The 11,906-nt window shown below is 70.6% G+C and carries 13 protein-coding genes; all 13 read left to right on the forward strand.

Features of this window, described 5'->3' with window-relative positions:
• The first annotated feature begins 3 nt into the window (after positions 1 to 3).
• The 13 genes from ACIO3R_RS37735 (at position 4) to ACIO3R_RS37795 (ending at position 11,887) form a co-directional block, all read left to right on the forward strand.
• A complete protein-coding gene (locus ACIO3R_RS37735) occupies positions 4 to 258 on the forward strand; it encodes a hypothetical protein (RefSeq protein ID WP_033949325.1) in 255 nt (84 codons plus the stop codon).
• 94 nt (positions 259 to 352) lie between these two features.
• The gene (locus ACIO3R_RS37740; protein ID WP_033949326.1) at positions 353 to 835 is read left to right on the forward strand and encodes a DUF6082 family protein; all 483 of its coding nucleotides are present in this window, start codon (positions 353 to 355) and stop codon (positions 833 to 835) included.
• Positions 836 to 866: 31 nt separating this feature from the next.
• Positions 867 to 1,559 (forward strand): HAD family hydrolase, encoded by a 693-nt coding sequence (locus ACIO3R_RS37745; RefSeq protein WP_402111557.1) that lies wholly within the window; start codon positions 867 to 869, stop codon positions 1,557 to 1,559.
• Positions 1,556 to 3,403 carry a hypothetical protein gene (locus tag ACIO3R_RS37750; RefSeq protein ID WP_402111559.1) on the forward strand — a complete coding sequence of 616 codons (1,848 nt, stop codon included), beginning with the start codon at positions 1,556 to 1,558 and terminating at the stop codon, positions 3,401 to 3,403. The genes ACIO3R_RS37745 and ACIO3R_RS37750 overlap by 4 nt, the downstream gene beginning before the upstream one ends.
• Complete coding sequence (locus ACIO3R_RS37755; RefSeq protein ID WP_402111561.1) at positions 3,400 to 4,350, forward strand: thymidylate synthase; 951 nt, start codon at positions 3,400 to 3,402, stop codon at positions 4,348 to 4,350. The genes ACIO3R_RS37750 and ACIO3R_RS37755 overlap by 4 nt, the downstream gene beginning before the upstream one ends.
• An 8-nt stretch (positions 4,351 to 4,358) precedes the next feature.
• On the forward strand, positions 4,359 to 6,077 hold the full coding sequence (locus ACIO3R_RS37760) for a carbamoyltransferase (protein WP_402111562.1): 1,719 nt from the start codon (positions 4,359 to 4,361) through the stop codon (positions 6,075 to 6,077).
• Positions 6,074 to 7,126 (forward strand): hypothetical protein, encoded by a 1,053-nt coding sequence (locus tag ACIO3R_RS37765; protein ID WP_402111564.1) that lies wholly within the window; start codon positions 6,074 to 6,076, stop codon positions 7,124 to 7,126. Before ACIO3R_RS37760 ends, ACIO3R_RS37765 begins: the two co-directional genes overlap by 4 nt.
• Before the next feature lie 96 nt (positions 7,127 to 7,222).
• Positions 7,223 to 7,732, forward strand: a complete 510-nt coding sequence (locus tag ACIO3R_RS37770) for a topology modulation protein (RefSeq protein WP_027737775.1) — start codon at positions 7,223 to 7,225, stop codon at positions 7,730 to 7,732.
• 31 nt (positions 7,733 to 7,763) lie between these two features.
• Positions 7,764 to 8,612, forward strand: a complete 849-nt coding sequence (locus ACIO3R_RS37775) for a class I SAM-dependent methyltransferase (RefSeq protein ID WP_356439122.1) — start codon at positions 7,764 to 7,766, stop codon at positions 8,610 to 8,612.
• Positions 8,609 to 9,367, forward strand: coding sequence for a phosphotransferase (locus ACIO3R_RS37780; protein ID WP_402111566.1), 759 nt, complete (start codon positions 8,609 to 8,611; stop codon positions 9,365 to 9,367). The genes ACIO3R_RS37775 and ACIO3R_RS37780 overlap by 4 nt, the downstream gene beginning before the upstream one ends.
• A complete protein-coding gene (locus ACIO3R_RS37785) occupies positions 9,364 to 10,020 on the forward strand; it encodes a histidine phosphatase family protein (protein WP_402111568.1) in 657 nt (218 codons plus the stop codon). The genes ACIO3R_RS37780 and ACIO3R_RS37785 overlap by 4 nt, the downstream gene beginning before the upstream one ends.
• Positions 10,017 to 10,853: an aminoglycoside phosphotransferase gene (locus ACIO3R_RS37790; RefSeq protein WP_402111571.1), complete on the forward strand. Its 837-nt coding sequence runs from the start codon at positions 10,017 to 10,019 to the stop codon at positions 10,851 to 10,853. Before ACIO3R_RS37785 ends, ACIO3R_RS37790 begins: the two co-directional genes overlap by 4 nt.
• Positions 10,854 to 10,888: 35 nt before the next feature.
• Positions 10,889 to 11,887 (forward strand): NAD-dependent epimerase/dehydratase family protein, encoded by a 999-nt coding sequence (locus tag ACIO3R_RS37795; protein ID WP_402111573.1) that lies wholly within the window; start codon positions 10,889 to 10,891, stop codon positions 11,885 to 11,887.
• Positions 11,888 to 11,906 lie beyond the last annotated feature (19 nt).

Here is an 11,906-nt window from a genome sequence, read left to right on the forward strand (position 1 = left end):
ACCATGACTTTCGAGGGACACATCGATCGTGCGCCGCGCCTCCTGCCGCACCGCGAGCAGGGCGAAGCGCTCCTCGCCATCAGGGAGGCCGCCCCTTCGGCACCCAGCGAAGAGGGGATCGACCTTTTCGCCGTGCCCGCTGGTGAGGTTCAGGGGCGTGGCTTCGACCTCTCGCGCTTTCACCGGCTCGCGCGCCTGCCGGCCGTGCCGGACGGATTGACCTCGCCGTCGGCTGAGGGCCCGCCGGACGCGGCCTGACTCTCCTCAAGCGAGCACGACGGCGACCACCACTGCCCCGGATGCCGCCGCCGGTTGCCGCACCGCCCCATCCATCCCCGAGTAAAGGTCGCAGATGAACCGTCCCGTTCTCGCTCTGGCCACCACCATCGCCCTCGCGTCCGCGGTGCACATCGCCCAGCGTCGCCAGCAGCACCGCCAGTCCCTGGAGTTGGCAGTGCACCAGGCCCACGGCCGCATGCTCGAAGTCGCCACCACACACCCGGACTTGGACCCGATCTGGGTGCGCAACCACCCCGACCACGTCAAGGACGACGAATCGGGTCCGCTCCTGATGTGCCAGTGGTGGCTTGAGTTCTGGCGCACCGGCCTCAATCTCAGGGTGTTCACCCCCGCCATCCTGCGGCAGAACGCGCGGAACTTCATGCAGGACCCGACGGCCCTCAAGGCGTGGGCCTTGACCCGCCACGGGCGTGCTCTGCAGTCCCGAGGGCGATGGGACCGCTTGCACGTGGCGCTGCTCGACGCGGCGTTCGAGGAGGCCGGCGGTCCGTCCCAGTACCCCGAGTTGGAACTTGCCCCGGCTTCGGCCCTCTGAGGCACGACGACACCCTGACGAGAGGATGATCATGACCGTTCCCGCTTGCGGATCGCCACCCGCCCCGGCCGCGCCGAGCGACCACGGGTCGCGCGCTCTTCTCCTCGACCTCGACGGGGTCCTCCTCGACACGCGTCCCGTGATGCGGAGGGCGTGGCAGAGGGTCCAGGAGGTCCATGGCGTCGCGCTCCCGTTCCGTGACTACGAGCGCCACCTGGGTCGCGAGTTCGGGGACATCATGGAGCGCCTGGGCGTGACCGATGCCGAGGCGGTCCGTAGGACGTACGAGGCGGAGTCCGTGGCCACCGCGCACCTCGCGGAGGAGTTCGCCGGCATCGTCGAGACGCTCCACGCCTTCGTGGCCGCCGACTGGCGGCTGGGCGTCGTGACGTCCAAGCACGTCGACCGGGCGGCCCCGCTCCTCGCGCGCCTCGGGTGTCCCTTCGCGACCATCCGCACGCCCGCCGGCGCGGGCCGAACGAAGCCGGCCCCGGACCCGCTCCTCCTGGCACTGGTCGACCTGGGGGTCGACCCCGCCTCCGCTGTCTACGTGGGTGACATGGCGGTCGACCAGGAGTCGGCCGCCCGCGCCGGCGTCCCGTACATACACGCCGGATGGGGCTACGGGCAGCCGACGGCCCCCGACCCCGAGACGGTCACGTCCCCCAAGGAACTGCTGAGCCTGCTTCCCGCCAAGCAGCTCGTCGAGGGGAGCACGGTGTGAGCCCCCACACGACTGGTGGCCTCGGCCTGGTCCGCTCCTCCAACGCCGGAAAGCCGATGTGGACTCTCGTCGGAACCGGCGCCCTGGCGCACGCGCGGACCGACCACATCCACACCACGGACCTGGAAGCGACGACCGTTGACAAGCAGTTACTGCGCTCCGGCGTCGAGGACGTCGTGGAGGCCGTCGACCGCTACAGCACCAAGTTGGCCACCACCCCAGGCGGAGCCGACTGGCTCCACGTCCAGCACGTCCCCGTGCGACGCTTCGTCGGCGAGATCGTGCGCAAGCTCCTGGCCCTGAACTCCTGGGCACCGTTCGCCTCCGCCCCAGGGCCCCTGACCCTGGCCCCCTACGAGGGACTCGTGGGCCTGCGTTCGAGCAGCTCGCGGGAGTACCTGGCCTACACCGTGACGTGGTCCGGCGTCGCGTATGTGCTCGGTGCTGCGGCACCGCACAACCCGACCCGCTCCGCCCAGCTCCGGAACCGGACCCGGACGAGCACGGCGAACACGGAGCCGAGTCCGCTCCCCTCGGACCTCGGACGGCAGGACGTTCTGGCGCTGTCGTGGACCTCCCGCCACGCCGCCACGCTGATCCCGGTTCTCGCCGAACTGACGCGCGACGGGCAGAGGAGCCTCCTGCTCGATCTCGCCACTGATGCCGCCGAGCGGTGCAGCGTGGGACCGGCAACGGGTATCGAACTGCGCTCGGTTCCGAGCGACCTCTTCACCGTCTCCGGCACCGCCGAGGGCCTCCACCGTCCTGACGACGAGCACGTCGTCCAGGTGGGAGGCCATGGCGTCCAACTTGCCCGGCTCGTAAGGCTCTTGTCCGTGCTCTTGGAGACCAGCGGGGGCTGCACCCAGCCGTCGTGGCGGACGGTGGTGCGGGCGGAGAGCTGGCTCGACGACATCCTGTCGACCACTCGGCCGCACACCGTCCTGCTGAGCAACGACACCAGCCCCCTGGGGGTGCTGGCCGCGCACGCCGCCGAGCGGCACGGAGCGCACTCGGTGCACGTCCAGCACGGGGCGTGGACGGCGGAATCGGTCGCCTGGCCGGCCCTGCACAGCCGCGACATCATCGTCATGGGCGAGCGGGACCTCGCCCTGGGCCGAGGGTGGGCACGCCATCCCGAGGCCGAGGTGCACGTACTCGGGCAGCCCCGCTTCGACGTCCTCGCCGGTCTGAGCCGCCAGGCACAGCGGCGGTACCTGGAGAAGCTGCTCGCTTCGGGGGGCCGACGTGGGCCGACCCGGATCGCGGTGTGGGCATGCCAGCCCTTCAACCCCGGTCACCTCAAGTCCCACGCGGACCTCCTCCTGGACGGGCTTGCCGAGGCGGACGGTGACTGGGGGCTCGTCATCGCTCCACACCCGGCACAGGGCACCGACGCCTTCACCGCTCTGGTGAAGCGGGACGGCGGGCCGCCCGTCGCGGTGGCCGACCTCCGGGTCGGAGCGCGGGGCTCCCTTGCTGGTGCTGACGCAGTAGCGAGCGCGTACTCGACGTGCGGAATTGAAGCCGCGCTGCTCGGCATCCCGGTCCTCGAAATCGGCCCGCCGGGCGAACGCACCCTGGGCCTGGCCGGTCACGGACTCGCGACCCGGTGCGAGGCCACCGGGGACATCGCCGAAGCGCTCTCCGGCGTGAGCGGGGGCCCCGCGCCGATCCCGCGGGCGGCCCTGGACGCCGTCTGCCGGTGGCGCGGAGACAGCGCCGCTCGGATCGCCCGGCTCATTACCGACCGCGCCACCTCCGGCCCGAGGGCCAACAGCTCTACCCACCACCACCCGGGCGCCGCTGCGTCGCCCAAGGACGAAGGAGCATCCGCCCGATGACATCCCTCACGGCCGACAGCATCGCCGAGCTGTTCTCCGGAGCCGTCACGCTGGCCAAGTCCGGCGAGAAGATCAGCCCCCGGGGCATGGCCACCCACGAAGTCCGCGACGTGCACCTGCTGCTCACCCAGCCGCGCGCCCGCCTGCTCTACGCCCCGCCCGCCCGCATCGTGAATCCAGCCTTCGCCGTCGCCGAGACGGTCTGGCACCTCTCCGGATCCGACGCGCCGTGGATCTTCGACTACAACAACCGACTGCGGCAGTTCGCCGACGAAGGCGTCCTCCTGGGGGCGTACGGCCCCAGGATGCGGAACTGGGCCGGCAAGGTCGACCAGCTCTCCCGCGTCGTCGAAATCCTCCAGGCCGACCCCGACTCCCGGCGAGCCCTGATCCAGCTCTACGACCCGGCCCAGGACGCCGCAGGGCACAAGGACGTGCCCTGCACCCTCGGATTCCGGTTCCACCTGCGTGCCGGCCGCCTGCACATGGCGACCACGATGCGCGGCCAGGACGTATGGATCGGCATGCCGTACGACGTGTTCTTCTACACCGTGCTGCACGAGCTGGTCGCCGGATGGCTCGACGCGGAACTCGGCGAGTTCCACCTGCATATCGGCTCGCTGCACATCTACGACGAGCACATCGAGCAGGCCGACACGCTCACCTTGCTCCCGGCGAGCGCGACCATGCCCGACCTGCGAACACCCTGGAACGGCTTCGACGGCCTGCTCGACCAGGTCGAGGCCCGTGACGTGACCGGTCACCCCGGCTGGGGCGCGATGGCCGAGACCCTGCGCAGCTACCGGCTGTGGAAGGACGGCAAGCGCGAGCAGGCGTGGCGGGCGGCCGAGACGATCGACGGGCCCCTCGGCCAAGCCCTCACCGCCTGGTACGGAGAGCTGGAACGGCGCTCGACCAATCGCGCCGCCACGGCCGGGGCAAGGTGACCGCCGCCATGAAGCGCACCCCCTCCGTGATCCTCGGCCTGTGCTCGTACACCCACGATTCGTCGGCCGCCCTTCTCGTAGACGGTGAACTCGTCGGCTTCGTTGAGGAGGAACGCCTCTCCGAGCAGAAGCACACCAAGCTCTACCCGGACCGCGCCGTGGGATGGCTCCTCGACCAGGCCAAGCTGAGCGTCGGCGACGTGAACGCCGTCGCCTACAACTTCCAGCCGGTCCGCTACCTCGCCGAGTCGCCCGCCGCCCTGCGCATGGCGCTCTCGCCGATGACACGCGACCGGAGCCTGGCCCGCGCCCACGGGTTCGCCAAGGTCGCCCTGCGAACCCGGCGTCGGCTGCGCGTCCTAGGCAGCCAGTTCCCCTCGGCCCGCGTCACACCGATCCTGCACCACCGAGCCCACCAGCTCACGGCCTTCGCCGCCTCCGGCTGGGAGGAAGCCGCCGTCCTCGTGGTCGACAGCCTCGGCGAGCGGCAGACCACCACTATCGCCCACGGCCACGGCATCCAGCGCCCTCGCCTCCAGCCCATGGAAGCGATCAACGACCCGGCCTCCCTCGGATACGTGTACGGCGCCGTCACCGAGCACCTGGGCTGGAGGCGTGGCGACGAGGAAGGCACCGTCATGGCGCTGGCCGCTCTCGGCGACCCCGCCCGCTTCCGGCACCTGTTCACTACGGCGGTCCGCACAACGACCACGGGCTTCCGCATCCACCCCGGCTACTTCCCGACGCGCACCCTCACCTCGGGATATCCGAGGACGTCCCGGCGGTTCGTCGCCGAGACCTGCCCCGAGCGGCACCCGAGCGAGCCGCTCACCGACGTCCATCGAGACCTGGCGGCTGCCCTCCAGGAGCGGACCGAGCAGGTGATGGTCCACCTTGCCCGCCGTGCCCGTGCGCTCACCGGCTCCCGGCGTCTGTGCGTAGGCGGCGGCGTCGCCACGAACTGCGTCAGCATCGGAAAGATCATCGAGGCTGGCATCTTCGACGAGGTGTTCGTCCCGCCGGCACCCGGAGACGCCGGAACTGCCATCGGGGCCGCCCTCGCCGTGCACGTCGATGGACGCAGCCCTCGCCCGGTCGCCGGCATCGCCCGCCACTGTTACCTCGGCCCCTCTTACGAGGACCAGCCGCTCGACCTGACCCCCTGGCCCGGCCTCCACCAGAAGACCCTCGGCATCGAGACCGCCGAGTTTCTCGCCGACCAGCTCGCTCACGGCATGATCGCCGGACTCTTCCAGGGTGGTGTCGAAGCCGGGCCGCGCGCCCTGGGCAACCGCTCGATCCTCGCCTCCCCGCTGGAGCCCGGCGTCGTCGAGCGGCTCAACGCCACCGTGAAGTTCCGCGAGCCGTTCCGGCCCTTCGCCCCCATGGTTCCCGCCGAGCGCGCCGCCGAGTTCTTCACCCTCGGCCAGCCGGCCCCGTACATGTCCATGGCCTCCGGGGTGACTGACCTGACGCGCGAGCGGGTGCCGGCCATCGTGCACGCCAACGACACCTCCCGCCTGCAGACCGTCACCCGGTCGCAGAACCCGTTCATGCACGCGGTGCTGACCGCCTTCGGCCGCCGGACCGGCATCCCCGTGCTGATCAACACCTCCCTCAACGTCAAGGGCAAGCCGATCTGCGGTACACCCGAGATGGCCCTGGACTGCCTGGCCAACTCCGGCCTCGACGCCCTGCTCCTCGAAGGGCGGTGGATCACCAAATGAAGATCGGATACAGCTTCTGGGGCTTCCTCGGCAACGGCATCACCGACACCCCCGACGGAGGCCGCAGCCACCGCCGCCCCTTCATCGACGCCCTGCTTGCCCGCGGTCACGAGATCGTCTTCCTCCAACCCGACCGCGACCGCCTCGAAGCCGGTGACGACCTCGGCGATGCGTACACCTTCGACGACGGCCTGCCCGGCATCGACGCCCTGTTCCTGGAGTGGCGCTGGGCGATCCCCGGCCGCAACACCACCGCGTGCGGCAGCGAGGGGCACACCTGCGACCTCCATCGGCAGGCCCGGCTCATCAACCACTACACGGCCCGGCACCGGACACCCACCGTCATCTGGGACAAGGACCGCACCCTGCGCGCCGAGAGCGTGTGGCGCCGCACGGCCCACACCCGTGTCTGCGAGGCCGCGCTCACCCCGACCCCCGGCGCGCACTCGCTACTCTTCCCCGTCGCCGAGGGCCTCCTCGCCCAGACCGATCCCCTCTCCCTCGCGGCGCGGCCTCGGGATCTCGCGCTCGGCTATGTGGGCAACCAGTACGACCGGGACGAGCCCTTCGACCGCTTCTTCGCCCCGGCCGCCGCCCGCGTCGAGCACCTGGTCGCCGGGAAGTGGACGAAAACCGGCCGCTGGCCGCACGTCCGCTTCGCGGGCCGGATCCCGTTCGAGGATGCCGCCGACGTCTACGGCCGGTCCCTGGCCACGGTGCTCATGCTGCCCGAGCGGTACGCCGCGGTTGGGCAGATGACCCAGCGCATCTTCGAGGCCGTGCTCGCCGGATGCCTGCCGCTGGTCCCGGCGGACATCCGTTTCGCCGACCGGTTCGTCCCGAAGGAGCTGGTCGTGCGCTCAGGCGACGACGTGCTCGAACGCCTCTCCTACCTGCGCGAGATCGCCGGCACCGAACAGCACGTTGCCCTGATCGCCGCATGTGTGGACCGGCTGCGCCTGTTCGGCCTGTGCAAGCAGGTCAACACCCTGGAGTCCGTCCTGCACGGCCTCCTCCAGGCCACCGCGACCGAGCGGGGAGCTGCCTGATGCAGACCGCTCGATCGACCACGGCGCGCGGATCCTCCGGGCGCGTCCCGGAGGATGGGTCCGCCGGACACCCGAACCTCTCTACGCTGGAGCACCATGAAGAAGGTCGCCATCGTCGGCTGCGGAGGCAGCGGCAAATCCCACGTGGCCCGCGAACTGGGCAGGATCCTCGACGCCCCGGTGACACACCTGGACGCCGCGTTCTACGACGACGAGTGGAACGCGTTGCCGATGGACAAGTTCACCGACGTGCAGCGCGAGCTGGTCGCGCAGCCGCGGTGGGTGATCGACGGCAACTACAACTCGACGCTGCAGGTGCGGCTCGAAGCCTGCGACACCGTGGTCCTGATGGACGTGTCGACCGTGGCGGCGCTGTACGGGATCTTCTCCCGGCAGATCCGGCACGGCGCGGGGCACAAGGGCAACGGGGTGCACAACCGCATCCACTGGGGCGTGATCAAGTACGTCGCCACGTACCGGCGCAAGATGCGGCCCCGCGTGATGGCGAAGATCGAGGAGTTCGGCTCCCGCGCCGATGTGGTGCTGCTGGCCAACCGGCGCCAGACGCGCCGCTGGCTGCGGAGGGTCGCCGCCGAGCAGTCCTGACCCGCCAGCGCCCCCGGTCAGGGGGTGCGGCATGAACGAGTCCAACCCGTTCCTGGACCCCGTCCGGCAGCCGGAGCTGTACGGACACGCCTCACGGCTGGCCGGGCGGACCAGCGCCCTAATGCGGGCCAAGACCGCCGGACACCCGGTGCCCGAGACCATCGTCAGCCTGGTGCAGACCCATCACGCCCGGCCGGACCGGCTCGGCGCGGTGCTCGACATCGGATGCGGTCGCGGCACGAGCAGCCTCATCCTCGCCGAGCAGCTCCGGCCCGAGCGCGTCGTGGGCCTGGACGCCGCCCCCGCCCTGCTCGCACAGGCGCGCGAGCGCGTCAAGAACCTGCCCGAGAGCACGGTGGAGTTCGTCGAAGGCGACTTCCACGACCTCCCTCTGCCCGACAGGTCGAGCGATGTCGTCGTCGCCGCGTTCTGCCTCTACCACTCGCCGCGCCCCCAGGACGTCGTCGGACAGATCGCCAGGGTCCTCGCCCCCGGCGGTGTGGCCGTACTTGTCACCAAGGGCCTCGACAGCTACCGGGAGATGGACCAGCTGGTCGCCTGCGCGGGTCTCGATCCGCGTGCCGCCCAGCACGAAAGCCTGTACACCGCAGCTCACAGCGACAACCTGGCCGACATCGCCGCCTCCTCGCTCGACGTGATCGCCGTCCTGGACGAGGAGCACGTCTTCACCTTCGACGGCCACGACCACTCGGCGCAGTACCTGGCCACCAACCCCAAGTACGACCTGGCACCCGGCTTGTACGGCAACCCCGGTGCCCTGGCGGCGACCCTGCACGAGTTCCTTCCCGACGAGCCGCTGACCACCCGGTCCCGGATCACCTTCGTCGTCGCCCAGCCGAACGATGGGCGGATGGCATGACCCTCGCGCCCTTCACCAAGCCCTACACGGAACCGGAGCGTGCGGCGGGGGCGGTGCGCCACTACCAGTGGCTCACCGAGCACGCCAAGCCACTGCGGCAGCCGGCGCTCCTCACCGTCCGAGCGAACAGCCTGACGTTCGAACGGATCGAAGGTCGCGCGGTGCGCCCGGACGACCTCCCGCGCGTCGCGGCACTGCTGGGTCACGCCCACGGTGCCGCCTGGGCCAGCGATCTGCGGTCCGCGTCGCTGGACACCCCGCACCACTTCCGAGACGGGACCAGGTTCGACGACTACCTCGGCCCCCGGAATCGCGCCCTGCGGCGACGCCACGAACAGGGCTACCTGCCGAACAAGGCCGCGCTGCACGCGATGTTCGGCCTGCTGGAAACGACGGCCCAAGGGCCCTGTGCCTTCTACAAGGACAGCAACCCCCGGAACTTCATCGTTACGAGCAGGGACATCGTCGCCGTCGACACCGACGACCTGTCCCTGGCCCCGATGGGCTACGACCTCGCCAAGCTCATCGCGACGCTCCACCTGACCTACGGGCCGCTCCCGGACCAAGCCGTCACCAACGCCCTGCTCGCGTACAACGAGGCAGCTCTACGACACGACGCCCGGCTGGGAACGACGGACCGAAACCAGCTCGACAGCTCTCTGGCCCTGCACGCCGTGCTCACCGCCCCGTACATCGGTCGCAACGGCTACCACTACAGCCTGCCCCTCCGTTTCAGCCACCGAGGAGCCTCATGATCACCACCGAACTCGTCTTCGTCCGGCACGGCCAGGCCCAGTGCAACGCCGATGGCCTCGTCGGAGGCCCGCGCACCTGCACCGGCCTGACCAACCTCGGATATGCCCAGGCCGAACAGGCCGCTCGCCGCCTGGCCACCGAGCACCTGAAGAAGCCCTTCGACGTCGTCTACACCGGCCCGCGGATCCGTCTCGTCCAGACCGGCGAGATCATCGCCCAGACCCTCCAGATCCCCGTGCACCACGACGACCGACTCGACGGCCCGGTCCACGGCGACGCCGATGGCCGGCCCTGGGACGCGGTGAAGACGGCCGCCGACGGCGGGCCGCACGCCCACCCCGACACACCCTGGGCCAACGGCTCCGACACCTGGAACGGATTCCTGGAGCGCGCCAGCAGGAACCTGAGCCAGCTCATCGAGGAGAACCGGGGCAAGCGCGTCGTCTTCGCGGCCCACGGGGAGACGGTGATCACCGCGCACACCCTGCTGCTCGGCATCCCGATCGGCTCGCCCGCCGGATTCACCCACAACCACGCCTCCATCACCCGCTGGCAGCACCACCGCAACCGCCTGGGCCAGAACCGCTGGATGCTCGACCGGCACAACGACACCGAGCACCTCAGTCTCCTCACGCCGGAGCCGACCCCGTGATCGCGACCTCGCGCGACCCCCGGATACAACTGGCGCACCTCCTCCTAGGCGCAGTTGACATCGCAACGGACCCCGCGCTCCCGCCCCGCGTCGTACGCCTGGTGGCCGACGACGGGCGTCAGTTCATCGCGAAGCAGCACGCCGAGCGAGACCGGTACGCCGGAGAACTCCATGCCTACCGGGCGTGGGTCACCCATCTGAGCGGCCATGCACCGAAGTTGGTCGGCCGGGACGATGCCACCCGCACCCTGCTGCTCACCGCGCTCGCAGGCCACCGCGCGGACACCTTCGCTCCGGGCTCACCCGAGGAGGAGCTGGCCCACCACGAGGCCGGGCACGTGCTGGGCAAGCTGCACCGGGCCACGGCCATGCCCCAGGGCGGTGCCGTCGGCGCTTCGCTCGCCGAGCGGTTCCACGGGTGGATCGGCCGGGCCGTCCACGCCGACCTGCTCGACGCGGCCGAGGAGAACCTGCTGAAGCACCACGCCGTGATCCTGGGCACCAGCCAGATGGACAGCGCGATCTGCCACCTCGACTACCAGCCGCGCAACTGGCTGCTCGGCGACACCTTCGGCATCTTCGACTTCGAGCACATGCGACGCGACGCCCGGATCCGCGACTTCGCCCGACTCGAATTCCGACGCTGGCAGGCCGCACCCCACCTGCGCACCGCCTTCTTCGACGGCTACGGACGCTCTCCCAACGACACCGAACGCCGCCTCTTGGAGTCTTTCGGCGCCATCGAGGCGGCCACGGCCCTGGTCAAGGGCCACCAGGAGAACGACACCGCCCTCAGCGCACACGGCAGAACCGTTCTGTCCCGGCTCGCCTGACCAGCCCCTTAGACGACACCCCTCTGGAGATCCCCGTGCCACAGCACGAGCAGCCCCCGACCAACGCTTCTCTCCGACGGGCCGTGGTTACCGGCTCCGCCGGATTCATCGGCTCCCACCTCGCCCACGCCCTCGTCCAGGCCGGCACCACCGTGATCGGGGTGGACCGTCGAGACCCGTCCTCCGACCCGACGGCCGCCGCCAACCTCGCCGCGCTGCGGGGCCGCCAGGGATACCACCACGTCACGGCCGACCTCCTCCACTGCGCGATCGACCCGCTCCTGATCGACGCCGACACCGTCTTCCACCTCGCCGGCATCCCCGGGGTACGGCCCTCCTGGGGGCCGCAGTTCGGCGACTACCTCGCGTCCAACGTGTTGGCTACCCACCGCGTCCTCGACGCCTCCACCCGGATCGGTGTCCCCCGACTGGTCGTCGCCTCCTCGTCCAGCGTCTACGGACCGACCGACGGCGACGCGAGCCGCGAGACCGACCGCCCCAACCCCGCCTCCCCGTACGCCGTGACCAAGCTGGCCGAGGAGCAGCTCTGCCTCGCCTACGCCGAGCACCCCGGCGGCCCCAAGGTCGTCGCCCTGCGGTACTTCACCGTCTACGGCCCCCGCCAGCGTGCCGACATGTTCACCCACCGTGCCCTGTACGCCGCCCTGACCGGACAGCCCCTGCGCCTGTACGGAGACGGCCACCAGCGCCGCGACTTCACCTACATCGACGACGTGGTCGCCGCCACGATCGCCGCCGGCACCGTCCCGAATGCGCACGGTGCCATCAACGTCGGCGGTGGCTCGAACGCCTCCCTGCTCGACGTGATCAACATCGCCAACAGCCTCACCGGCCGCGAGATCCAGCTCCACCAGGACCACGTGCGCAACGGGGACGTGATCTTCACGCGTGCCGACCCCGGCCGTGCCGGTGAGGTCCTCGGATGGCAGCCGCGCGTCGACCTCCACAGCGGACTGCGCGCCCATATGCAGGCGCTGGCCGCCCCGGTGCCGGACTACAGCCGTGCCGCATAGGCGACCCCGTCGGATCATG

This window comes from Streptomyces sp. NPDC087428 (assembly GCF_044744085.1).
GTDB lineage: Bacteria > Actinomycetota > Actinomycetes > Streptomycetales > Streptomycetaceae > Streptomyces.

Bases quoted from the DNA above. Each gene is read 5' to 3' on its own strand.
- ACIO3R_RS37735 (WP_033949325.1), top strand. From the start codon at position 4: ATGACTTTCGAGGGACACATCGATCGTGCGCCGCGCCTCCTGCCGCAC.
- ACIO3R_RS37740 (WP_033949326.1), top strand. From the start codon at position 353: ATGAACCGTCCCGTTCTCGCTCTGGCCACCACCATCGCCCTCGCGTCC.
- ACIO3R_RS37745 (WP_402111557.1), top strand. From the start codon at position 867: ATGACCGTTCCCGCTTGCGGATCGCCACCCGCCCCGGCCGCGCCGAGC.
- ACIO3R_RS37755 (WP_402111561.1), top strand. From the start codon at position 3,400: ATGACATCCCTCACGGCCGACAGCATCGCCGAGCTGTTCTCCGGAGCC.
- ACIO3R_RS37760 (WP_402111562.1), top strand. From the start codon at position 4,359: ATGAAGCGCACCCCCTCCGTGATCCTCGGCCTGTGCTCGTACACCCAC.
- ACIO3R_RS37765 (WP_402111564.1), top strand. From the start codon at position 6,074: ATGAAGATCGGATACAGCTTCTGGGGCTTCCTCGGCAACGGCATCACC.
- ACIO3R_RS37770 (WP_027737775.1), top strand. From the start codon at position 7,223: ATGAAGAAGGTCGCCATCGTCGGCTGCGGAGGCAGCGGCAAATCCCAC.
- ACIO3R_RS37775 (WP_356439122.1), top strand. From the start codon at position 7,764: ATGAACGAGTCCAACCCGTTCCTGGACCCCGTCCGGCAGCCGGAGCTG.
- ACIO3R_RS37780 (WP_402111566.1), top strand. From the start codon at position 8,609: ATGACCCTCGCGCCCTTCACCAAGCCCTACACGGAACCGGAGCGTGCG.
- ACIO3R_RS37785 (WP_402111568.1), top strand. From the start codon at position 9,364: ATGATCACCACCGAACTCGTCTTCGTCCGGCACGGCCAGGCCCAGTGC.